The following is a 23,168-nucleotide window of genomic DNA, read 5'->3' as shown; positions in this document are numbered from 1 at the left end:
TTTTTAAACATTTTTCATGATAAAATCCGCCGCACTGATTTTCTAGAGTAGCTTAAAATGTATGATTTTTTTCATGCAGAGCCTAAAAAGATACAAACTTTGAAAGAATTTTTAGCTCCTGATCCATTAAATATTACTACAAATTTTCTTAATGAATTTACAGCAATGCCTAGGGCGGACCAGATTCAAAAGGTAAAAAAACTACTCGGTGATGCTAATCAATTTGATTTTCTTGTAAAACTAATTATATTAAATCCTTCGTTCAAGGAAGTTTGTAATTTACCTCTTTTTCACCAAGACTGGCTCTCTTGTTGGAGTACCTATGGCTACTTAATTACTAAAAATGATAAAGCATTATATGCACAACCTTGCCCTAATTATCTGGATTTATTTTTAGGTATTTATTTTTATTACAAGGCTTGTAAAGTAGCTGAAAAGTTGCAAACTGATTTTTCGCAGATAGAATTAACTTATCTTAAACAAGCAATCGCTTTCAATTCCATTCATGCCTGTCAACGCTATTATGCTTATTTATATAAAAATACTACTGGTAAAATTATTAATATAGTTAATGAAGATATCGAGCAGTTATATTGCAATATCATAAAAAATATTAAGCAAAATTTTTTAAAATATTATGGTTCTTATGCCTATTTAATGTTAGCCGAAGCCTATTTTCATTATGGTATCTATTTAATGAATAATAAAAATTTTTCCCTTGCTAATAGAACATTTCAAGTAATTCCAAAATGCCTTGAATATGCTAGCATTTTACATGTGAATAAAGAAGATTTAGCTTTAACTCATAATGCAAGCTTAGGTGGAAGTATTACCACCCCTCTTCATATATCAGCAACTCCTGCTGAAATTCAATCGCTGGTTTCAAAATATAGGGAGATAATTAATAATCAATTAAAGGTTGCTAAACCTATATCTAGGTTAGCAAAGCAAGAAATTAAATCTTGCAATTTAGAAGTAAATTCGCGTAATCTGAATTCAGAATCAATAGATAAGCTTCACAACATTACTTTGCCCTAATTTAAGTGAAGATATTGCTAACCTAAAATTAATTTATACTTTGCAATAAGCCTTGCTCTTGTTCAGATAACAACTGGTTTGGCTTAACATTATTAAAAACAGACTTACTCATAGACTGTGCTAATAAACCCATATTTAATTCTGGTTTCTCTAATGAAGGCTCATTAGAAAATGGAATAGGCTCGGGGATATCAAATAAAGAGAAATCAAGCTCATCTTGATCTTCACTATCATGCTCGGAAATATACTCTGCAAAATTAGATAACTCGGTAAGAAAGGTTTTACGAAGATAATCTAATCTCTCAAGATCCTCTTTTAATTGATTATAATAATTTTTATCTATTTGATGAGGATGAATGAGCTCTACACCTTTTAACGGTATTAACCCTTTGTTAAATAAATCACCTAATGTTTCCTCTTTAAAGAAATCTTTGGTCTTAGCTGTTAATAATAAAGGTAAAAGATTTGTACCAGTACCGCTATCGTCTAATAATGACCTCTCGATGATTTTAGTAAAGCCTGCTAAGTTATTAAATATAATGTTACAAGGCTCTTGTTTTATTTGACATTCTTTACTTGTATCAGTGAGTACAGTAAAAAATTGCTTAAGATCAAGCCATCCGAAATGCATAGCTATTAAAATAGCCTGATTATTTAAGATACTTTTAAATTTTTCATTTTGTAAGCAATTTTCGATAACTCCTGCATAGTAAAAAATCAATTCACCAATAGGATGAAATTCTGAATAGTTTTTTAATGATTGGTTTAAAATAAATGGATATTTGTCCGCAATTTTTAAAGCCTTTATTAGTAATTCGTAAACTAAAGGATAACGGGTTTTATAGCAGATATTAGCTAGCTCTATTTCACTATAAATACTTTTATTATGTTCTAATAAAACTACAGCTTCGCCTGCCATACGATTAGCCAATAATTTAATATTTCTGTTGCGAACTTTTCCTTGATCACGATAATCAGGATAAAGTCCAACACTGACACGCTGGTCAAAAAATGCTTGAGTTAAAAGCTTACTAGGTAATACATCTGCAGTTTGCTCTCTTGCTTTAACAGTATCCACATATCTCCATAACATACTCACACTTTGTGATAACAATAAATAATCTGGAGGCAATAGATTCCAATCTATTAAAGTATGAGTAGATTGATTATTATTTTTAGTAATTTTAACTAGAAAGTTATAAATAAATTTACTATCTCGATATGTTAAGGAGAGGTGATATAACGAAAAAATAGGACAATGCACGCTATCTGCTTGATAAGTGCTATTTCCAGCAATAATAAAATGAACACCAAGTTCATTAGCAGCTTCTTGAAATGCACTGTAGAAGCCATCATGTCCGCGATAGTGATCGGCAACAAAGGCAATTGACTGACCATTTTGTATAAGAAAAAAATCTACCGCGCAATAGTGAACTGTCTCCGGTTGCCGCTGCTTAGACATACTGCGGCTGCCGACTTCAACTAGAAATTGATACTGTTTGTAGGAAAGAGGTTTTTGGTTAAAGGTAGATAAGTTGAGCTGCTTTGCCAGCTTATTTTCATCAGATAGTATTATAGTTTTAAGTGTTTGTACAAAGTTATCTTTATGCACTAAATCAATACAGCCCAAAGCGTTTTTATCTTTATAAACTCTCATCAAAAAACGAATAGCTTCTTCGCTTGCTACTACATCAGAACCAAAATAGGCTAATTCATTTAAGTCATCAGAAATTAACTCAGCTAAAGAACGTCTCATACTTATTTTTATTATTTTGTCAAACTAAACTTTCTTATATCATGATTTTCTTAAATGAGAATAAAAAATTTAATTTTTTTTTATTCTCAAGTGAATTTAGTCTTTTTCTTTAAGTTTTGCCTACTCAATTAGTCTAGTGTTTGATGAATTAGCGCTTAATTAACTTATTGTTACTTAATTAATTTTATTCTAAAAAAATAATCAAATTATTCATTTTTTTTATTATATGTAAATTTTTAGTTCAAAATATACTAATTCAACTCTATAATTAAATGGAATAATATGCAAAACAAGGAGAAAAATATGGAAATAAAGTCTATGCATTTACCTAAATTTTTAGGCACACTTGCAGTAGGCACAGTTTTAACAGTAGGTGTATTGACTTCATCAATGTCCTACGCTGCCCAAGGATGCGGATACGGCTTTCATAGATTTTATGGTAGATGCGTTCCCAACAGCCCAGGCCCTAATGCAGTTCCTGTTCGAGGCCGTCCTAATTGCTGGATTAATGGCGCAGGTCAACTACGCTGCTGGAGATAAGCCCAAATTAGCGCCAATCTTTAAGTTTGGCGCTAACTTCAAAGATTTAATTAAGAGACATAGTCATTTCAATAGATTGTTCATCTAGTAAAGAACTAGATTTAGCTCTTTCTAAAATATAATCTACTCTTTTCTTAAATGAGCTATTAGCAGCAAAATTTGTATTAGCTGTATATGCAATTAAGTTATCAAGTATATTTAAAATATCAGTCTGCTTATTATTACAAGCATCAATAAGCGCTTGTGCTTTTATTAAATGATGTCTATTAGTTAAAATGGCTTTCCAACCTGAGGTATAAGTTAATAAAATCTTTTTAATCTCTTCTTTGGTAAGAATGCTATCTTTAGTGAAAATATCATATTTTTTACCATTAAAGTGGCCTAGAAAAGTTAAATTTGTTGTCCAGTGCCCATTGTTTTTATTGTTTAAAGTAATAGTAGGGCTTTTAGAACCTCTATCAGCACCATATAAATAACGGACATTGCCATAATTAATAGTATTGAGATCGATTTTGAATATGCTAGCTAGCTCATCCAAATCCCGATGCGTTCCCCAACAGTTGTTCACTGTAATATTTTTTATAGCAGCTAAAATATAAGATGTATTTTTAAGTTTTAAAGTTGGGCTATCATTAACATATAAATCATCTTTAAAGGCCTTTAAAATAAGTCTATTAATAGGCTCGTCAAAGTGATTAAACATATATTTTCTTCTAGCCTCACTATAATCCTTGTCAGTCTTATTCTCAGGATACCATTTTGCTAGACGTTCCATTCTCTGGTTCATCAGCTTTATTTTATTTGCTATTTCTTTAGCATATTCTCGTACGCCAGTAGAGTAAATTAGACTATTATAATTAGCTTCAGCCGGTTCATCTTTAGCAAAACAGTGTACCATTTCCATAAAATCTATAAATGCTGTAGGGGGAACTTCATCAGGTGAATTCAAGCTTCTAGTAAGTAGCTCAACTTTGCGATGATTATAAATAATAAACCTTAAACAAGATTGCATTTCATTTAATAATGAATAATCCTGGTTGTTATAATCAAATTTTTTAATATCTTCTAACGTTATAGAAAATTCCTGAGAAGCAGTCCGACTTAAGTCATAAAACTTCTTAAATGTTACGCTATCGCCTCCTCTTGCTGCCTCATGCTTAATAATATCAATTATACCAATTGCAAATGCATAAAATGCGCAATTACCTCTGCCTGGATTATCTATTTCTTTTATAATCATATTAAAATAAATTGAATTGCTTTTGAGCTAACCGATTATACGCCACTTTATCATTTTATAAATCAGAATTTATTAATTATCGTTTAAGTCATACTGCCCCTATTGCCAGGGAAATTGAAAGTATTTATCGCTTTGTTTATGACCTTCGCTACAGAAGGTTTAAAAAATCGATTAGAAAAAGCTAGTGGCGATGATTGATTAAGCAAACTTCCTGTACGCTCTTCATTAAGTAGAGAATTAATCTTTTTAGCATCCTCATTTTTACCTATACAAACTACTAATTCTCCTTTTATCTTCTGATTCAAAATAGTTAAATAACTATTTGAACAAAGTTCTTTTACCTCCTGTAAAAAAAATTTCACTAATGACAAAAAACCGTTCTTTACTACATAGGCTAAACACGTATCACCATCACAAGTACGCTTCATAAAAAGTAGTTTAATATCTTTTTCTTTCAGATAACCTTGCGCCAATCCTTCTTTTAGCCCTAAAAAATATTCTTTAATAAATTCTATATTTTGACTAAATAGAGCAAGATAAAGTGGTGTAGTACCTCTATTACTTGCTTGTACAAATAATTTGCAATAATCGTTAGCTGTTAGCCAATGGACTTTAGTTGCCTGTTGAATAAAATTTATAAAAGGCGCAATTAATTCAGCTTTGCCGGTTTTAATAGCACTTGCAAAAGCAGTAAGTCCTGTTTGATTACGTATTAAAATTAAAGTTTGCAACGTTTTTTTAGGAAGCAAATCTTCATTAAGACATTCATTTAAAAAATTAAATAATTCTTGCAGAAGTTCTAAGCTACCATCAAATATAGCTAAATGAATAACTGAAAAGCCGCGTACAGAAGTAGTTAATAATAATTTACTTAAATCAGCAGAACTAATCCATTGATTTTGAACTGATTTTTTTAATTCTTTTAAAAAGAGCTGTAAAATCGTTAAATTATTATTAGTTATAATATGTTGCAGTAAAGTAAGATTATTACTGTCAATTTTGCTTATAAAATCATAAAATTGATTGGTAGGTAAATAATGTTGCGTGATTAAATAATTAAACTCTTCAAATAGTAAATTAAAATTTGCTGAATTAATTAGATTAGCATAATGCAATATTGTGGAATGTGGTGCCTCTGCGCTTAAAATAAAATTGATATAATCTTTAACATCTAATATACCGTTATCAATACTATTGTGTATTTCATTAAAATAAGCTTTAAAATTTTCTTGTTTCTCACTATGTAAAAAAGTATTTAATATACTTTTATCGTATTTATTTACAAAAAATAGTAAATCTTTGTAATCCTGAGGCGTTAAGTATTTAGCCTGGATAAAATCATGTATTACAGCAAAAAAAGCTTTAAAATTCTTTAAACTACCATCTTTTAGCAGCGAATTAAGGGGTGTGAAGCCACGATGGCAAGGCGTTTTTAGCAGAAAAAGAAGAGCATCTTTGCCTAATTCTTGAGCTTTTTTTAAAATGATTTTAATTAAGAAATTAATCTTTTCATCAACGTCTTTTTCGGCAAGAACCAAACTTAAGTGAATGGCATCTAGAAGATGACTATGTCCATTAATACTTGTTTCAGTTAAGGTAGCAAAATCAAGTCTATTAATCTTTGCCGTAACAACTTCTTTATTTAAAACACCTTTAATATACCTAATTATAGCTTCGTGAGCGGCCTGCGCTTTTTCTGTTCTATATGTCATAATTAAAATTTTGAATATAAATATAGCTCAATAAAAATCAAGTTTTTTAAAAAATATTGCTAGAATTTTTTAATTTAAAAATAACATATAAGTGAGGTTAAAAAAATAAAAAAGACCATTTATAAATCAAATTACTTTTTATTAACTATTAAGCTTATTAAAAACTATTTTTACAGATACGTTAAAAATATTGGTAAGCGTATTTGGAATCGGAATAAGTGTTGGGCGCTATTCCTTGGCTTAATTATGTTGCCCAATCATAATAATTCCAATCCAACTTTAACAACATTAGCAAATTAGATGATAAAAAATACTCTAACAGAATTAATTTAATAAATATTGAAAATATTTTTTTCATAACTTTATGAAATTGTAAATTAACTTTTCATAAAATACACAAAACCATTGACTCCTTTAGTAAAGAAAACGAAGATGGTGTTTTCTTTAAACGGCAAAGGAAGTAAACAATGAAATCAAAATTAAAAAATTTGGCCAAAAATAATTACAGTTTCCAATTAAAATGTTTAGCCGCATTAGCAACAACTGCAGTTGTTGCTATAGGGATTGCAGCAGCAATTAGTATGAAATCAGCAGCTGTTGCGGCTCCTACGGCGTTATTAGCAACTACCGCAGCTGCATCTGCAGCACCAGCTCTCTTCTTTGCTCTTCCTTTTCTTTTAATAGCAGCTGGAACTTTTTGTCTACTACCTCTTCTTTTCAGAGGTTGCTGTGGACCTTCCAGTAGGGTGTACACCAATGATTATTATACGCCATCTTTTGGCTCTAGTTTTTTTGCTTCAAGGCCTTCTGTTAGAGTAGATACACCTTACTATCCCTCCTCAAATTATTTTTCTAGCAATCATCATGGGCATGAAAGTTCAGGCAGTGCAAGCTATCCTAGCTCTGGCGGTATTTTTGGCAGTAGTCGGCACGGGCATAGCGGCTCAATAGCTAGTACTAATCATCACGGCCATGGTGGCAGCTACGGCAGTAGTTCTAATCATCATAGACATAGGTAATTAGTTATTTTATTGAATTTATAAAATATTAACTTGATGAAATGAAATGCATCATGCTATCTCGCTGATGCATTTCATTTGTGCTACTAAAAATAGTACTTTAAAAATCTTACACAGCTAATGATATACAAGTATAACGATTTTCCTTTTTAGCCAACCAAGCATGATTAACTAGGTCTAGACAAAAATTGCTAGTATTTTTATGTTGACCACGATGAGGTGCAATTAAGGCATCTTTATCATCACTGACTATCTTCTCGTAAGCTGCTACAGCATTTATCTCATCTTTTTCAAATTGTTGAATTGTTTTAAAGATCTTATCAACGCAATGTGGTACGCGTTGGTCATTATTAATAACACCGCCTTTAAATAATCCAAATCCAGCTACTTTCCATTTAGTTTCTTTTATATAATTTTTTAGTTCATATAAAATATTACTTATTGCAAAAGCCAACTTATCTTCATCCTCTTGCTTATATTCATCTAACCATTGTGGTACTTCTACGCAAAGTAATAAATTTAATTTAATGTTTAGATTGTTACATTTCTCTTTATCCGTATTAGATAAATTTTTTATAATTTCTAATAATTTTTTATTCATTGGCCAACCTTTGCCTAGAAAGGCGATCAGCATAATTAATGATTAATTAAAGAGCAAATTGATAGGATTTCTTTAAATAATCTTTAAAAACGCTAAAGAGATGACTTTTGCCAAGCAAAAGTATATAATATATTCATATTGATTAATTTTGAGACTAAATTGGTAGTTTTAACACCATGCGAACAAGCCTCTATTCGCTACCTAATTATTAAAGATTCTAATATTACTATTTATTTTACTAAATACGATGACTTGTTAATTCTCATGAATGTAGGAGATAAGCTTGAAAATTCGCCTGAATCTTCTTTGACATATGTAATAGACCATTCTACCGAAGATAGCTCTATTTATCATGCAGGGATTGATAAAAGTTATGATGAGGACGGCCATTATCATTTTAGAAGAAAAGATAACGACCCGCTTACCCAAGAAGATACCTGTTTATTATTAAAAACTTTAGATGAATATCAACTTCTTACCCCAATTGAGTCTTTGGTTCTAACAAGTCGAATACAAGAGATTTGGGAGAGTAAAAATAATAGTCCCCCTCAGGCAACTATATCTAATTTAACAACTGTATCTAATTTAAATAGATTCAGTATTTTAAGTAGTCATGCCATTTATAATAAGAGAAAAGGAGTGGTGGATGATTGTATTCAAGAAACTCAAGAGAATAAAAGATATCGATAGCTCATCGCCTTATTAAGAGAGCTAAGAGATTAGCATGATGTCTTTAGCTATATAAGCTACAAATTTCTTCGCAAATATTTTTTCCATCATTCCGTTAAAATCAACATTTATGACTTTAAAATTTATAGCTGATAGACCTTTTTATTAATAATAGCTGTGATACTAACTAAGACCTTTGCCTGGACCCTCATATTTCAAATCACATTTATAGAAAATAACCATTGGTTAATATAAGAATCAATATGATCATTTATAAATTAATTAGCTATAATAATATACAGCTAGGTAATTAGGAGAACTTATGCTCCGTTTCTTTAATAGTGAACAAAATCTTGAGGAAGTAAATTTTTCTAAAATTGCAGAAAAACTAGCGAATAAAAAAGACGGCTTACATGAATTAGAGGAGCCAAAAAGGACTATTTTTAAAAACGGCGATAACTATTATGTTGTAGTACGAAATTTGAGCTCAGGCTCTTTTGGGAAAATTGACCTACTTGAAGATTATGTAAAGAAACAGTTTGTCCTAAAAACCATGGAAGTGACAACAGCAGATTCTTCTCATAAAAAAACCTTAAAATCACTTTCCGAAAGTGATGTATTTAAAAAAATTAAGACAGAAACGCTTGAAGGCTCAAGAAGTGCGCCTATAAGTAGGAAGGTTAATACCTTTCAATTTACGTCAAAGGAGATCAGAGAAAAAGCTGAGCGTGAGCTTAAAGCTTTGCAACATCTTAACCGTACACCAATGGGAAAAATTATTATTGAAGAGAATCTGAGTGCCAATCATGAACTCATGCATTTTTATATTCTAATGGATTATTGTGGCACACCTGTTTTCGATATCATTAAAGATAAGCAGAAGCGGGAAGAATATACTTTAGAAAATTATCTTGATATCGCAATTTCTCTTAGTGAAGACTTACAAGCTTTACACCAGCCTAGTAAATATTCCTTGGGTTATTATCATGGTGATTTACAACCGAAAAATATCCTCATCTCAGAATTAGCTGATAGCCATCTTAAAGCGTCCTTGGTCGACTTTGGTAATGCAGCACAAATTGTTCAACAAGAAGTAGTTACCTCAACAGCAATTTGGAAAGACAATAAGACTGGAAAAATTCTTGATGAAGAAAATTATGAAGAGTTTTTTAATCCACAATATGAACTAGTCTCAGAAACAAAAAAAACCGTTAGTTTAAAACTTCAAGCAGAACATCCGCGCGCTGGAACACCAGGTTATTGCGATCCTAATTATGTGGCACGATCAACAGCAGCTTCAGAAATTTATGAATTAGGAATAAATTTAGCTGAATTATTTGACTTTGGCCAAGTAGAAACCAGTGAGGAGCATAATATTCCTATTTTTAAATTAAATGATCGAACCCCAACCAATGAAGAAAAAGATATTTATGATTTAATAATCTCGATGATTTCAGAGGATGAAACCAAAAGACCTGATTTATCGGTAGTTATAGGAACATTAAACCAGCACAAAGGTAACTTGCAAAGCGTCAATATAGAACCTGGATCTGATCTATCGCCGATACTTTCTTAAAAAATTTAATTTAACAAATACTAAAACTAACTAAAACAAGCTAGCTGAGCGCGTAGGAGCTTTTTCTAAGCTAACTATTAATGACAGATTAATTTTAAAGTATGTTGGCTTAAGCCAACATACTTAGAAGAAGTTAGAGCGATTTTAAGAATTCAATTAAAGCATTACGTAAATCCGGAGATAGATTTTGATAAGCGCTGCGACTAGCTGCTCCTTCACCGCCATGCCATAAAATAGCTTCATTTAAAGTACGGGCCCGACCATCATGTAAATAACCTTCACCGCCACTTACTCCCGCAGTCAAGCCAATATTCCAAAGCGGAGCCGTTCGCCATTCCGCACCACTAGCCGATTCCTCGCCTAAAGTGTCAGCTAATTCAGGGCCCATATTGTGAATAAGTAAGTCTGTATAAGGATGGATAACTTGGTTTCGTAATTCAGCTTTTGGATGATACGGTGAAGTAGTAAAGGTAGGTATGTGACACGCTGCACAACCGATTTGATTAAAAGCAGCTTTCCCCTTTTGCACCACTGGATCCTGTGACTTGCGCTGAGCTCGAACGCCTAAGAGTTGAATGTAGGTAGTTAATTGATCAAGGTATTGATCAGCTAACACAGCTCCACTTGGTCCACAATTAGTTTGCTCAAGGCCACAATCTGGTGAGGGATAGACAGAAGTAGTCACGGCCATATCATTGTGTAGCGCTGCGGCAAGCTGCTCTCTTACAGTTGCCTTTCCAGCTTTCCAACCAAAGCGGCCAACCCGGGGTAAATTAGTTGGCTGCTCGGTTACAATATTAATACGTCCAGCGACCCCATTTCCTTTATTCGGATTATTAGCTATTTCTACAATAGCGCTTTCTGGAATAGCTTCAAGAAGGCCCATGCCCACTAATTGTGGTGTAATTCGGGCTGTAAAGTGCTCAGGTACCACACTGAATTGAAAATTAGGACGGCGCAAGCCATTAATTTCCGTCCAATTTTTAATTCTTACATCACCTTCAGGCGCTCCAAATCGTGCAAAAGGTTGTAATATCCACCCTAATTTAGGATGAGGACCGTTACCTGCCGCATTAGACACGGCAACCAGATAATTACTTAATGTTGTATTAACCGCTGGTGGAAGGCCGCGACCATTGTTGACATGACAACCAACACAAGAACGATTGATGTAGTTAACCCCTACTTTATTAGCTAACTCAGGAAAGTTAGGATTACCTGCTTCAGAATGATTACCCGTTATCATATCTGTATGATGAATACGCCGCCCTAGCATAAAAGTCTGGCCATTTATATTAGAGGTATTAGTGGCCATTTGTTTAAAAAGCTCTTGCGGTTCAGCAGAATATTGATGATGAATCGTTGTTTTTCCACCTAGCCAAGCTTCTTGGGCAATAGGATAAGAATCTTCTCGCTCAGTATTAGGATTACCAAACACACCACGTGCTTCCCAAGGTACAATGCCTTGTCCAACTATGTATAAAAAGACAGTGCCATAGTAGTTACTGCGGCCACGAGGAGGATTATCTAAAAATTCACTAATTTCTATTTCCATGCGATCGCCAATTCGCAATGGACGATTTTCTTTAGGATTAAAATTAATAGTTGTTGAGTAATTTAAACGATCACCTGAAGTAACTGCCATTTTAACATTATGATGATATTCAGCAACTGTATTAATACCTCGATAAAATGCACGAAACTCAGGTGCACTTAAAGGCCATAAGGTTTTTACATTAGCAATAATCCGATTACCGCCCTTAGCGACTTCATCTACTAGCTCCACTTGAATGGTACGATATTCAAAGTAAAACGGTAAATAATGCTCATAGGCATGAAATTCATCTTCACGAGCATGTCTATCACGAGCGCGATCAGCAAAGCGTGTAATTAAAGACGTTGGTGTTTCAATTACTGTGCTAGGTTCAAGTGGTGTACTGCTTGAGTATAAAGGTACAAAATCACCATTAGGTGGAGGAGGATTATCATTATCACCATATACTTTTAATTCCCAAATAGAATAGCCCCACTGGTTACCAACACTTCGTTTGGTACCATAAATACGCACATAACGATAAGTACCTGCAATATTAACTGTATCAGTACGATTGCCAAAGAGGCCACCGGTTCTTTTAGCTAATGCTGTCCAATTATTAGCATCATTGGAACCTTGTACTTCATAAATTTCAGCATTAGCAGCTTCCCAATCAATAACAACTCTAGTTAATTTATAAGCTTTACCTAAATCAACGGCAAGCCAGGAAGGATCAATACCTATAATGGAGCCCCAGCGGGTGTTAGGATTCCCATCAACTGCATTTTTAGCTGGTAAACCTTCTGTACTAGCCCAAGCACGAGCGTTTAACGCGAGATTTGTATCATCTAGGGCATAGAGGTTAAAGGTTAGGAAGAAGAGTAAAATAAATGTAATTGACCTAAAGCTATGAAAGGTTAACATAAGTGATTTCCCTATCTTCTATAGAATAAACTATTAGTACAACAAACGAATAATATATTGTCTATAAATAAACTCTAAAAATTTAAGAATCCGATTACTTTAAAACCCACATGTTTTTTTATTAGGCAAGATCTGCAATAACCTATTGTAATAGATTAATCTATTGGGATATTTCTTTATTAAATAACCCTTGGGTAATTAGCAATCACGCTAGTTTATAGTGTCTTAAATTACTCAAGTAAGCTCATTAAAAATTTTAAATTACTTTGCTTAATTATCTTCTCTAAATAAAAAAACTTTATATAAATTTATCTTTATTTAAAAATAGTTTATCGCTTAAGGGTTAACTTACAAAAAAGCAGGCTATAATTTTTAATATTCCTGAATTTGATAACTATCTTTGATCCTATAGATAAAAGCTTACCTTAAAATAAGTAGGACTAACTATTAATGGATGATGATGAATTAATATATGGAGTCAATGATAAGCCCCCTTTTGTAAAATTATTTTTACTTGCTATACAACATGTTATTTTAATGACCGTGTATTTGGTACTAATTATAATTGTTGTAAGAGCGGCTCATCTCTCCAGTGATATTGCATTAGATTCTGTACGAATGGGGATGATTGCTTTAGCTATCGCTACTAGCCTGCAAGCACTTAAACCACCTCTTGGTTCAGGTTATCTAGCAGCTCCTGTAGTTTCGGCTATTTATCTTAAATCTTCTTTGATCGCTGCAGCAGTTGGTGGCCTACCCTTAGTGTTGGGAATGACTATTTTTGCTGGCTTACTGGAAATCATTTTTTCACGATTTGTTTATCAATTACGAGCTATTTTTCCACCTGGTATCTCAGGCTTTATTATTTCAGTTGTAGGTATTGACTTAGGTTTAGAAGGTTTAAGCCAATTTCTAGAAGCAGGCGCCGGACCCTATCATATGTCACCGGCTAAACACATTATAGTTGGCCTTCTTACTTTAGGGACTATGATAAGCTTTAGTATCTGGTGGCGCGGTATTATCAAACTTATCTGCTCCTTTATTGGCATTGTGATAGGTTTTTTAGCTGCCTACTTACTAGGTGCAATTGACCCTGCAGAAATAACTAAGCTTCAGGCAATTCCTTTTTTTGCCTGGCCAAATATTAATTTTATTTCTTATAAATTTTCACTTTCCTTAGTTTTTCCTTTCTTAATATCTAGTATTGCCGCTGCTTTACGGACAGTTGGTGTGATTACTACTTGTCAAAAAATAAATGATCCTTCTTGGAAAACACCCAACATTAAATCAATAAAAGGCGGCGTACTGGCTGATGGTTTAGGTGCCATTACAGCAGGGATTTGTGGCATTCCAGGTATCAGTACTGGGCCAAGTTTAGTTGGCGTTTCTAAGGCAACTGGGGCTACAAGTCGATATATTGCTTTTACAACCAGTATTCTTTTAATTATTTTAGCTTTATTTCCCCAAGTTACTTCGTTATTACTTATTATGCCAATGTCTGTCATTGGACCAGCTTTAATGTTTACTGGAAGTTTTATGATTGTTGGCGGAATTAGCGTTATGTCTTCAAGAAATATTGATACACGAATGACCTATGTTATAGGGTTAGCATTATTATTTGGTTTAAGCCGAAAAATATATGAACCCTTCTATTCATCGTTACCAGCTATTTTTCAAACGGTTACCTCTACTTCTTTATCTTTATCAGTTGTTATTGCTCTAGCCCTACATTTACTTTTTCGTCTAGGCATACGTAAACAAGCTGTATTTAATCTAAAAGAAAATATGTCTAAAAGCGAATTAACTATGTTTATCTTAGAACAAAGCAGGCGATGGAAAATTAATGAGGCAATTATAAAACGAATTAACTTAACCACTGCAGCTATTATACAACATCTGCAAAACATGGATTTAGCTACTAATAGCATTGAAGTTGTTTTAACTTATAACGAAGTTGATGTCATTGTCGAATTTCAATATGCTGGCGACTTACTTGTTCTACCTTTTGTCAATCAAAAGAAAAGTGTTTTTGTAGAAGAGGAATCTTTTTCCTATGGTCTTAGTGATTTTTTAATTGGTGTCTATCCAGATAAATTTGAACGATTCATGGTTAACAATATAGCCCATTTGAAACTTTATTTTATCGTTTAATGGCAGTTAAAAATTAGCTATTTTATTATAACCTTTCTGGCTTTATCGTTTGCGAGCAATGTTATCTATAGATATAGTTTCACTTAACGTGATACGTTATTATTAGAAACAAAAAGCTATAAATTAAATTTAGGAAAATAAATGCGTATATTAATTGTTGGCGGCACAGGGACTTTAGGGCGAGCTGTAGTTAATGAATTAGATCAGCATGAAATTATTATTGCCAGTATAAATAATGGCGATATTCAAGTTGATATTAGCGATTTAGAATCAATAAAAAAAATGTATGAAGAAGTAGGCAGGATTGATGCTGTTATTTCTACAACAGGTCAAGTTCATTTTGGCCCTTTAAGAGAGTTTACCTCTGAGAACTGGGCACTAGGATTAAATAATAAATTAATGGGGCAGGTAAATTTAGTTACTTGTGGTATAGATTATATTAACGATGGTGGCTCATTTACTTTAACAAGTGGTATTATCAGTCGCGATCCTATTAAGTTTGGCGTAGCAGCTGCATTAGTAAATGGTGCTATTGATAGCTTTGTGAAAGCTGCCGCTATTGAACTTCCTAAAGGCTTACGTATTAATGTTGTAAGTCCTACTGTTTTAGCTGAATCAATGGATAGTTATGGTAACTTTTTTAAAGGCTTTATCCCAGTGCCTGCAGCAACTGTTGCAAAAGCATTTGCAAAAAGTGTTGAAGGAGCACAAACAGGTCAAGTATATGAAGTAGGATAAATTAAAAATTCAACCTACCCTATAATTAGCTTAACTTAGATATCTTTACATATGCTGTAACAAGTTATAATAGTTACAGCAATTTATCTTCTTTATAATTACTTAACGTGCTTTTTAATTTAATTTTAAATTTTGATTGCTTTAATTCACAATAAATTAAAATTTAAGTACCCTCGAAAGATTCATTAGACCTCTTTTATCTATACCCAATGTAAGACATTATGAATAATGCTCCAACGCGGTTCATTAGAAGGCCTGGGTTTTCCGAGTAACCAATATTCGTACTCTTGATGTCTAAAGCCGTCTGTTTCTTTTATTTTTAACCAATAATCTAAAAACCATAAAAAATCTTGCTCATCTTTTCTTAAAATATAAGCCATGAGTAATGGAGCATTATTTTTTAAACCATAGGAAGTCACTGAAGCATAACCAGGATGAACAGAGGCCCAAGCTTGCGCATGTTCTTGCGTCCATAATGACCCATCAACATCAGGATACTCTGGTAGTGTATCCATATTGGGTATGATAACAAGTTTAGCATTAGGAAAATTTTCTTTTGCAAGCGGTATCATCACTGGATCATTAAAAACTGCAATTTTTAAATTTTTAATTTGTGCAATTGAATCTACATCTTTGAAGTCTTTAACTCTATTTTTTTTAACAATAAAAGCTGGCTGGTCATGAAAATAAGGCTGCGAATAAGCTGCACTTAATAAACGACTTGATATTACATAGATTGACCCAATAGCAATGTCAAACTTATCAGCAGCGATATCATTAATTAAGTTAGGAAAATCAAAATGAATAAAGGTTAACTCAACTCCCAAAGTTCGAGCTAAGTCATACATAAAAGCAACATCAAAACCTACTAATTCATGATATTCATTAAAATACACAAAAGGAATCATGTGTTCATTATATCCTACTCGTAAAACGCCTGTTTCCTGTATACGCCTCAACCTACTCGCTGTTGGCGATGAAATATTAGTTAAAAAAGCAGGATCAAATGAGACTTTGGTGCTGGAAATAAGGTTTGGCGATAACCTAAAAGTTAAAAAAGAATTTCTAGATATGGCATGAAAGAAGTTGGATTTTAAATCCATTAAAAATAAAGCGCTTAAGATTATAGCGGTTGATAACATACACAAAACAAGCGACCGCCAACGTACTCGTAATAAATTAAAATAAGCAAACGTACCAACTATACTAATAAATGCCATACCCATCACTGAAGTTAATACCTGGCCATAACGGGTAATTGGTAACAACTCAACATAAAGACTGGTGGTTTGCTTAGGCAGGAATGTCCAATTTGCTAAGAAACTAACGGCATCTATAGTTGAACTGGGTGAGCCAAGTGAAGAAAAATAAGTTAATATGATTAAAAAAATCTTACCTACATTTTCTAAAATAATAGGATGCTGAAAATAAAGTGAAGCAAAAATAATAAATAGATATAAAAATAAATTTCCAATTTGGCCAAAAGGGTAGCTCATAGTAGTAATTGTTTCGGTAACCTTTCCCATTTCCCCAGTTAACTGCTTTTGCCTTTCTACCAGTAAAGATTTAGTACTAGCTTCAATATAAGGTAGCGCTGCAACTGATAAACTTGTTGCTAAAGCAATTAATAATGCTTCACGCAGTAAAACCATTGTTTCTTTATAAGTTAAGGGTATAAAGCTAATTATTAACAAAGGAATAAACCAAAAAGTTAAAATAAAACAACCTAGAAAAAATAAAATCAAATAGGCTGTGATGTCCTCAAAGGTAGTAAAAGAAATAGTTCCCGTTGTATAAGCAACTAAGGCAAATGCGGCATAAGGTGAAGTTAAAATAATCCAATTCCAAATCTTTAATGAGGCGCTCTTAACAGCATTTAACATTTCAAGTACAGATTCTTTTTCTTTGAAATGTTGTAGCGCAAAGCCAAAAAAAAGACAAAAAACAATAATAGCTGGCATATAGTTCTTAACTAGTGCTGAAAATAAATTATTCGGTATTAAACGCTCTAAAAATCCTTGCACGGAATTTGAACTAGTTGCATTTAAGCCAATTATAGAAGAATTACTTTCAGGCAGCGCAAGCGACAAAAACCAGATAATAAAAAAGCTTAGAACTATAAGAAACCAATAAAAAAACCAATTTTTTTTAAAGATTTTAGTAGCAATTCGTGGTGTAACGGAGCCAAGCCCGTGAATAAGTGAGGCAAAAATATAAGGATAAACAACAGACTCCATTAACATCACATAGATTTCGCCTATGGGGCGCAATATTTTAGTATAAGGCCCAAAAAAAAGACCTACTACAATACCTAATAAGCTTCCAACTAAAACTTGCAAGGTTAAATTTAAGTTGCTGGAAGATAATTTTTTTTTCATTACTTTTTAGGTAATCACTAATATATAAAATCCTATATTTTTATATCCTTTGTAGCAATAGAATTTTCTTGTTATTAGGCTGTAGTGTTTGGCTTATGAAATAAATCGATATTAAAATAGTTCTTGTAATGATAATTTATGACCTTTAAAGTGATTTATAAATAACCATTACTTTAAATTAATCCTCATATCATTGATGAAAATCTTAATTTTAGGCGGCACTAATTTAATGGATCCCTTTTTAATTAACTTACTACTTAAGAATGGGCATGAACTAACTCTTTTTAATCGAAATAAATTTAACACTCACCTATTTCCCTCATTAAAACGAATTACAGGTGATAGGCGTCATTTAATTTAATACAAAAAAACACTACAAGCATTAAAACCGGATGTAGTTATAGATATGCTTGCTATGACTGAATCTGATGCTTTGCAATTGTTAGAGGTTTTCTCACCGGTCACTAATAAAATTATTGTGATTAGTAGTGCTTCGGCTGCTGGATATTTAGAAGATTGCAAGGTGTGATTTTAGTAGGTGTTTTTTAAAAGTACTTTTTCTCTAAACTTACATTTCTTAAAGGTAGTGGTAATTTCACCTACCCCTTTTGTAAAAGGAGCAGGTAAATAAGTAAATTCGAAACAAATTTTAGTGACCAGCCTTTTTGTATTAATGAACCCTTTCATTTCGCTAGTCATTGCTACCATACATTTATTCCCAAGGGTTACGTGTTCTATATACTGGCGGTATAGATGATTGATCATTATTGTTTTGAGTCGGCTGACTGTAGAATGATAACCAAGTTTGACCTAAATTAGATTGATTATTTACTGGCACAGTAGACTGATTTCTTTCACTGCCAGGGCCAGGATTAGATTGATTGTTTACTGGCACAATAGACTGATTTCTTTCACTGCCAGGGCCAGGATTATTACTAAAAAGAGGTGAATTTGATCGACCCCGGTTAAATCTTGACATAGGGCTTGTCACACTTGGCGTTTGTCTTAGGTTTGTACTTTCCTCTTGAGTTATTCCCTCTGGAAATGGAAATTTATCTGGCTCATTGCTAAGGCTTTTAACTATATTTAAAAACTCGTTCTCCTCAATGTCTTCTTTTGGAGGATAAATTTCTACAATATTAACTTGCGATGATGTTGAGTTGTTAGGCGCGCTATTTGTAGGTATTATAGATTGAGTACTAGAAACATTATTTTGCGGGTAACTTTGAGCCACAGGCTGAATTACTGATAAATGTCCGGTTAGCTCCTGCCAAACTCGCTCTCTCTCAAGCTCCATTACAGCGTCATAAGCTTTTCCTACGAACATTTTAAAATCCGTATCAGACTTTATAACGGGTAACTCATTAGGATTATTTAATTGACTTAAATAATCTACTATAAAACTTAAATGAGCATTATACTTTATAGATTCTGCATATTCTTTGTGAGCTAATAAACACGTTAAAAAGTTTAAATGACGCACTTTATTAGGTTGAGAAGCTAAACTTGCAATTTTTATCGCGGCATTTCTCTCACCGAACATACTGCGGTAAGTCTTAATAAAATCACAAGACACAGGATTTGCTAGTAAATTTATCATACAATTTAGTTTTGCCGCACCTTGCTGATCACTTAATAAAATTTTATCAGTATTTTCGCAACCGAATTCTTGGGCTAAATTTAAAATCAGTACTCCAGCACTTTCCCTACCAAATATACTTTGATGTTGTTGAATAAGATTAGAAACTTGAGGCTTGGAAAGTAAATTTAATACCTTATCTAAAGTTTCGATACCTGGTGGCCCAAAGGATAAAATTTTAACTATAGAATTGACTGTAAAATCTACAGATTTTAAAATAATAATAGGACTAGGAGAAATTAAGGCGCCATCACGCGTTAATTTTAATGTTAAGTAATTATATATTTTTTTGCTTAGCTCCTCCTTATGGTCAAAAAATCTAAAAATATAAATTAGCTCTACGTCGCTTAGACCACTATGTTGAAAGAAGCCTGCTTCACTGAACGGTCTGCCATACGCATCAACAATAACATTTCCATTGACTCTCATTGTGTTAGATCTTAGACTTTGTAAAAAATAAATTTCCTGAGGGCTTAAAGGGTTTTCAACTGGGGCTCTCATACTCTTTTCCAAAACGATAAGCATTACTTATTGTACAATTAATGAAAAATTAAGTCAATATTTGTACAATTTTAAAAATTGCTATGTTAAAATCAATTCAATCAATTTTCTGTTAATCAAGCGTATAAACTAATTAATTTTAAAGCTAAATTTATATGCTTTGCCTTGAAAATTTAGGTTAATTAAAATAAATTCATTCTTATGAATATTGTCTTAAAGCCACTTTCCAAACCTAATCTGCCACTTTTGTTAAAGTGGCTGCAAGCCCCTCATGTTAAAGCTTGGTGGGATAGTGATATTGACTGGAATTTAGCCCTTATCTGGGAAAAATATGGTACCTACCTAGAAGGCTATAAATACGTTAATCAACAAAAAAAACCCCTTAAGGCTTATATTATAAAAGCAGATAATCAGCCTGTAGGTTACTTGCAATTTTATAATGTACGTGATTTTAATGATGATATTTATTTAAATCGCCTACCACCTAAACTTGCAGCTATTGATATGTATATTGGTGAGCCTTCTCAACTTAATCAAGGTATAGGCTCAAAAGCATTACAAATACTAATTAAACAGTTTATTGCTCTAGAATTTGATAATGTTCTAGTTACACCTGATTTAAATAATTATCAGGCCATTGCCTGTTATCGTAAAGCGGGATTTAAACCAATTTACCGCCATTTAAAAAACCATGAGCTATGGCTATTAAGAAATTGTATTTAATCTTGAGAGGTATAAATGGATTATGAAATCGTTTCTATTCAAAAAGAACATATCGAGGGGTTTTGGTTAGCAGTTGATAGTGTAGCTCGTGAACATAAGTATCTAGCCTTTTTAGAAGCACCATCCATTCATACAACTAGAGCTTATGTTTTAGAAAATATTCGTAATAATTGGCCACATGTGGTTGCTATAGCCCAGGGTAAAGTTGTTGGCTGGTGTGACATTACGGGCTTAGATCGCCCTATTTTTGCTCACCGAGGTGTCTTAGGAATCGGTATTTTAGCACCTTACCGAGGTATAGGTATTGGTAGCCATTTAATGCGCGAAGCTTTAGATAGAGCAAAGGAAAAAGGATTAACACGTATTGAGCTAACCGCCCGCGAACATAATTTACCAGCCATTACCCTTTATAAAAAATTTGGCTTTGTAACTGAAGGCATTCATAAAAATGGTGTTTATATAAATGGTGTCTACGAAGATTTAATTTTTATGGCACTTCTTTATAAGTAAATTAATTCTTTAGACCAGATAAAATTTACGAGCCTTATATGGCTGTAGGCATTTATCTTCTTAATCTTTTAAGGTTTTCGTCAACCAAAGAATTAAATCATCATCAAGGCAATAATCTTCGCCTGGTAATGTAGCTTTATAATTATAAGTAACACCTCGCCCATCTGGAAGATAACCACGCTTGATATACAAATATTGTGCTGGACCATAATCAGCATAAAGGCCTACACCAATGCCTACTCGCTTACTTCTTAATACACATTCCTGCTCTGCCTTATCTAAAAGTAAAGAGCCAATACCTATATTTCTAAATTTAGGTAATACATTTAAGTCCATAATTTCAGGAATTTTATCTTGGTAGAATGGTGGATAATACGATTCCCACTTCAAGGTTATGTAGCCTGCAAAATAGTTACCACAATAGGCTAACCAAATAAGACGCTGTTGTTGTTGCTGCTCTAAAAGATAGTGCTCAAACAAAGTTGCCGATTTTATAGTCCAATTAGACTTCTTAAAAGCGGCCACTACACTTGGGATTTTATCTTCAGTTAATGCTGTTATTGTTATAGTGTTAGCGCTTAACCATTTCTCCATTTTATAGTTAGTTAATTCAGCACCACGAATAAGTACTTTTTGCTGTTTAGAAACACTAAAACCGCAGCGCTCAAAAAAAGGTTTTGCGGTAATACTAACTTCAGCATATAAGCGTGGAATTTGCTCATTTTGAGCGCGACCTTCAATAGCTTTTATTAATGCCCAACCTGCTCCTTGCCCTTGATATTGATGGTGAATGTAAAAGCAATCTATGTGTCCATTGGACTCAAATTCGGCAAAACCAATAATTTCTCCTTCATCAATAGCTACCAATGGTAATAATTTTTGCCATTTCGCTTTCCAGACATCAGGCTGCAATGAAGAGGCTGGCGCCCAAGCATTAATTTGTTCAACTGAATAATGCTGGCTATTTATTTGATGTATAGTGTGGTAATAAATAGCTGCTAATGCAGTGGCATCACTTTCCTGATAAGACCTAACAACAATTTTATTATTCATACTTTAGGCTAATTTATATTAATATTTATGCATGCTGTCGCAATAAGACTTAGCTTATTACAGGAAACTTAAAAGGACGTCAATTAATAATAGTTTTTGCTAACTTGCTATAATTAAAAGCAAACGTCATTTTCAAGAACAATTATGCGAATTGCTGTCTCCGGATCACATTCATTAGGTAAAAGTACCTTTGTTGCTGATTTTGTTAAACAGCATCCAGAATATCAGCTAGAAGAAGAACCCTACCGTGCTCTACGTGCTAATTATGATATCAAATTTGGTAAGGATTCCACACGCTTTTGCAACGGTATTCAATTTTATTATAATTTAAGTCGCCTTAAACAATATCAAGATGCCAGCTGTAATGTAATTTTTGATCGCAGCCCAATAGATTATATTGCGTATTCTTTGTATACCGAAACTTACAAGCAAACCGATTTAGATATAAAATTTATTGAAAGCCTAATTGCACCTACTAAAGAAGCACTACAATTTATTGATCTATTAATTTTTATCTCTATTAATGAAAATCACTTAGTTGCTATTGAAGATGATGGTATTCGTCCTATAGATAAATCTTACCGTGCAGAAGTCGATGCTTTTTTTAAAGATATCTATTTTAAGGATAGATATCAGATACTGTCGTTAGAACAAGCGCCTCAATTTATTGAGCTTTGGGGTACGCGTGAAGAAAGAGTTAAGCGAATTAGTCAGATGTTATAGCAAAGCGTTTAATCTTTTATATTCACATCCCTCTCTTCCAACCTTCAAAAGTTCGTATCCAGTACTATTATCAAGCATGGGTAATTCCTCAAAAAATGATTATTATAATCTTGTTTAAATTAATTAAATTCTTAACTCCCGTA

The 23,168-nt window shown here is 32.9% G+C and carries 19 protein-coding genes; 11 read left to right on the top strand and 8 right to left on the bottom strand.

Annotated elements, in window-relative coordinates; all coding sequences use genetic code 11:
* The first annotated feature begins 57 nt into the window (after positions 1–57).
* On the top strand, positions 58–1,038 hold the full coding sequence (locus ACNVED_RS05905; protein WP_419420829.1) for a DUF5630 domain-containing protein: 981 nt from the start codon (positions 58–60) through the stop codon (positions 1,036–1,038).
* A gap of 28 nt (positions 1,039–1,066) precedes the next feature.
* On the opposite strand, the gene ACNVED_RS05900 is transcribed toward ACNVED_RS05905, so the two are convergent.
* A complete protein-coding gene (locus ACNVED_RS05900; protein ID WP_419420828.1) occupies positions 1,067–2,794 on the bottom strand; it encodes a hypothetical protein in 1,728 nt (575 codons plus the stop codon).
* Between the two features lie 303 nt (positions 2,795–3,097).
* Between ACNVED_RS05900 and ACNVED_RS05895 the strand changes: the two genes are divergently transcribed.
* Positions 3,098–3,334 (top strand): GCG_CRPN prefix-to-repeats domain-containing protein, encoded by a 237-nt coding sequence (locus ACNVED_RS05895; protein WP_419420827.1) that lies wholly within the window; start codon positions 3,098–3,100, stop codon positions 3,332–3,334.
* A gap of 46 nt (positions 3,335–3,380) precedes the next feature.
* Here ACNVED_RS05895 and ACNVED_RS05890 read toward each other — a convergent pair whose 3' ends face one another.
* Together ACNVED_RS05890 and ACNVED_RS05885 are read right to left on the bottom strand one after the other, a co-directional pair.
* Entirely contained in the window at positions 3,381–4,574 is a 1,194-nt protein-coding gene (locus tag ACNVED_RS05890) for a hypothetical protein (protein WP_419420826.1), read from the bottom strand.
* Between the two features lie 83 nt (positions 4,575–4,657).
* Positions 4,658–6,286, bottom strand: coding sequence for a hypothetical protein (locus ACNVED_RS05885; protein ID WP_419420825.1), 1,629 nt, complete (start codon positions 6,284–6,286; stop codon positions 4,658–4,660).
* A gap of 467 nt (positions 6,287–6,753) precedes the next feature.
* Between ACNVED_RS05885 and ACNVED_RS05880 the strand changes: the two genes are divergently transcribed.
* Complete coding sequence (locus ACNVED_RS05880; protein WP_419420824.1) at positions 6,754–7,305, top strand: hypothetical protein; 552 nt, start codon at positions 6,754–6,756, stop codon at positions 7,303–7,305.
* Positions 7,306–7,414: 109 nt separating this feature from the next.
* On the opposite strand, the gene ACNVED_RS05875 is transcribed toward ACNVED_RS05880, so the two are convergent.
* On the bottom strand, positions 7,415–7,906 hold the full coding sequence (locus ACNVED_RS05875) for a hypothetical protein (RefSeq protein ID WP_419420823.1): 492 nt from the start codon (positions 7,904–7,906) through the stop codon (positions 7,415–7,417).
* Positions 7,907–8,065: 159 nt separating this feature from the next.
* On the opposite strand from ACNVED_RS05875, the gene ACNVED_RS05870 reads away from it, so the two are divergent.
* Together ACNVED_RS05870 and ACNVED_RS05865 are read left to right on the top strand one after the other, a co-directional pair.
* Positions 8,066–8,596: a hypothetical protein gene (locus ACNVED_RS05870; RefSeq protein WP_419420822.1), complete on the top strand. Its 531-nt coding sequence runs from the start codon at positions 8,066–8,068 to the stop codon at positions 8,594–8,596.
* Positions 8,597–8,897: 301 nt separating this feature from the next.
* A complete protein-coding gene (locus ACNVED_RS05865) occupies positions 8,898–10,151 on the top strand; it encodes a protein kinase domain-containing protein (protein WP_419420821.1) in 1,254 nt (417 codons plus the stop codon).
* 133 nt (positions 10,152–10,284) lie between these two features.
* Here ACNVED_RS05865 and ACNVED_RS05860 read toward each other — a convergent pair whose 3' ends face one another.
* Positions 10,285–12,609, bottom strand: a complete 2,325-nt coding sequence (locus ACNVED_RS05860) for a di-heme oxidoredictase family protein (protein WP_419420820.1) — start codon at positions 12,607–12,609, stop codon at positions 10,285–10,287.
* A 450-nt stretch (positions 12,610–13,059) separates the two neighbouring features.
* On the opposite strand from ACNVED_RS05860, the gene ACNVED_RS05855 reads away from it, so the two are divergent.
* Together ACNVED_RS05855 and ACNVED_RS05850 are read left to right on the top strand one after the other, a co-directional pair.
* Positions 13,060–14,760: a uracil-xanthine permease family protein gene (locus ACNVED_RS05855; protein WP_419420819.1), complete on the top strand. Its 1,701-nt coding sequence runs from the start codon at positions 13,060–13,062 to the stop codon at positions 14,758–14,760.
* Between the two features lie 141 nt (positions 14,761–14,901).
* Positions 14,902–15,498: a short chain dehydrogenase gene (locus ACNVED_RS05850; protein ID WP_419420818.1), complete on the top strand. Its 597-nt coding sequence runs from the start codon at positions 14,902–14,904 to the stop codon at positions 15,496–15,498.
* 200 nt (positions 15,499–15,698) lie between these two features.
* On the opposite strand, the gene ACNVED_RS05845 is transcribed toward ACNVED_RS05850, so the two are convergent.
* Positions 15,699–17,876, bottom strand: a complete 2,178-nt coding sequence (locus ACNVED_RS05845) for a cation:dicarboxylate symporter family transporter (RefSeq protein ID WP_419420817.1) — start codon at positions 17,874–17,876, stop codon at positions 15,699–15,701.
* 406 nt (positions 17,877–18,282) lie between these two features.
* On the opposite strand from ACNVED_RS05845, the gene ACNVED_RS05840 reads away from it, so the two are divergent.
* Positions 18,283–18,405 carry a hypothetical protein gene (locus ACNVED_RS05840; protein WP_419420816.1) on the top strand — a complete coding sequence of 41 codons (123 nt, stop codon included), beginning with the start codon at positions 18,283–18,285 and terminating at the stop codon, positions 18,403–18,405.
* 183 nt (positions 18,406–18,588) lie between these two features.
* Here ACNVED_RS05840 and ACNVED_RS05835 read toward each other — a convergent pair whose 3' ends face one another.
* Positions 18,589–20,016 carry a hypothetical protein gene (locus ACNVED_RS05835; protein ID WP_419420815.1) on the bottom strand — a complete coding sequence of 476 codons (1,428 nt, stop codon included), beginning with the start codon at positions 20,014–20,016 and terminating at the stop codon, positions 18,589–18,591.
* A gap of 201 nt (positions 20,017–20,217) precedes the next feature.
* On the opposite strand from ACNVED_RS05835, the gene ACNVED_RS05830 reads away from it, so the two are divergent.
* Positions 20,218–20,739, top strand: a complete 522-nt coding sequence (locus tag ACNVED_RS05830; protein WP_419420814.1) for a GNAT family N-acetyltransferase — start codon at positions 20,218–20,220, stop codon at positions 20,737–20,739.
* Positions 20,740–20,754: 15 nt separating this feature from the next.
* Complete coding sequence (locus ACNVED_RS05825) at positions 20,755–21,249, top strand: N-acetyltransferase family protein (protein WP_419420813.1); 495 nt, start codon at positions 20,755–20,757, stop codon at positions 21,247–21,249.
* A gap of 60 nt (positions 21,250–21,309) precedes the next feature.
* On the opposite strand, the gene ACNVED_RS05820 is transcribed toward ACNVED_RS05825, so the two are convergent.
* Complete coding sequence (locus tag ACNVED_RS05820) at positions 21,310–22,302, bottom strand: GNAT family N-acetyltransferase (RefSeq protein WP_419420812.1); 993 nt, start codon at positions 22,300–22,302, stop codon at positions 21,310–21,312.
* 144 nt (positions 22,303–22,446) lie between these two features.
* On the opposite strand from ACNVED_RS05820, the gene ACNVED_RS05815 reads away from it, so the two are divergent.
* Positions 22,447–23,025 carry an AAA family ATPase gene (locus ACNVED_RS05815; protein ID WP_419420811.1) on the top strand — a complete coding sequence of 193 codons (579 nt, stop codon included), beginning with the start codon at positions 22,447–22,449 and terminating at the stop codon, positions 23,023–23,025.
* Positions 23,026–23,168 lie beyond the last annotated feature (143 nt).

The organism is Legionella sp. D16C41 (assembly GCF_048541585.1).
Lineage (GTDB): Bacteria > Pseudomonadota > Gammaproteobacteria > Legionellales > Legionellaceae > Legionella_C.
The sequence above is the reverse complement of the archived record's forward strand: the minus strand, read 5'-3'. Positions and strand labels throughout refer to the sequence as shown.

What these genes read in the sequence shown, in the direction of transcription:
- ACNVED_RS05815 (WP_419420811.1), top strand. Translation starts at nt 22,447, where the DNA reads ATGCGAATTGCTGTCTCCGGATCACATTCATTAGGTAAAAGTACCTTT.
- ACNVED_RS05825 (WP_419420813.1), top strand. Translation starts at nt 20,755, where the DNA reads ATGGATTATGAAATCGTTTCTATTCAAAAAGAACATATCGAGGGGTTT.
- ACNVED_RS05895 (WP_419420827.1), top strand. Translation starts at nt 3,098, where the DNA reads ATGGAAATAAAGTCTATGCATTTACCTAAATTTTTAGGCACACTTGCA.
- ACNVED_RS05845 (WP_419420817.1), bottom strand. Translation starts at nt 17,876, where the DNA reads ATGAAAAAAAAATTATCTTCCAGCAACTTAAATTTAACCTTGCAAGTT.
- ACNVED_RS05860 (WP_419420820.1), bottom strand. Translation starts at nt 12,609, where the DNA reads ATGTTAACCTTTCATAGCTTTAGGTCAATTACATTTATTTTACTCTTC.
- ACNVED_RS05890 (WP_419420826.1), bottom strand. Translation starts at nt 4,574, where the DNA reads ATGATTATAAAAGAAATAGATAATCCAGGCAGAGGTAATTGCGCATTT.
- ACNVED_RS05880 (WP_419420824.1), top strand. Translation starts at nt 6,754, where the DNA reads ATGAAATCAAAATTAAAAAATTTGGCCAAAAATAATTACAGTTTCCAA.
- ACNVED_RS05820 (WP_419420812.1), bottom strand. Translation starts at nt 22,302, where the DNA reads ATGAATAATAAAATTGTTGTTAGGTCTTATCAGGAAAGTGATGCCACT.
- ACNVED_RS05850 (WP_419420818.1), top strand. Translation starts at nt 14,902, where the DNA reads ATGCGTATATTAATTGTTGGCGGCACAGGGACTTTAGGGCGAGCTGTA.
- ACNVED_RS05855 (WP_419420819.1), top strand. Translation starts at nt 13,060, where the DNA reads ATGGATGATGATGAATTAATATATGGAGTCAATGATAAGCCCCCTTTT.
- ACNVED_RS05865 (WP_419420821.1), top strand. Translation starts at nt 8,898, where the DNA reads ATGCTCCGTTTCTTTAATAGTGAACAAAATCTTGAGGAAGTAAATTTT.
- ACNVED_RS05905 (WP_419420829.1), top strand. Translation starts at nt 58, where the DNA reads ATGTATGATTTTTTTCATGCAGAGCCTAAAAAGATACAAACTTTGAAA.
- ACNVED_RS05830 (WP_419420814.1), top strand. Translation starts at nt 20,218, where the DNA reads ATGAATATTGTCTTAAAGCCACTTTCCAAACCTAATCTGCCACTTTTG.
- ACNVED_RS05875 (WP_419420823.1), bottom strand. Translation starts at nt 7,906, where the DNA reads ATGAATAAAAAATTATTAGAAATTATAAAAAATTTATCTAATACGGAT.
- ACNVED_RS05840 (WP_419420816.1), top strand. Translation starts at nt 18,283, where the DNA reads ATGCTTGCTATGACTGAATCTGATGCTTTGCAATTGTTAGAGGTTTTC.
- ACNVED_RS05835 (WP_419420815.1), bottom strand. Translation starts at nt 20,016, where the DNA reads ATGAGAGCCCCAGTTGAAAACCCTTTAAGCCCTCAGGAAATTTATTTT.
- ACNVED_RS05885 (WP_419420825.1), bottom strand. Translation starts at nt 6,286, where the DNA reads ATGACATATAGAACAGAAAAAGCGCAGGCCGCTCACGAAGCTATAATT.
- ACNVED_RS05900 (WP_419420828.1), bottom strand. Translation starts at nt 2,794, where the DNA reads ATGAGACGTTCTTTAGCTGAGTTAATTTCTGATGACTTAAATGAATTA.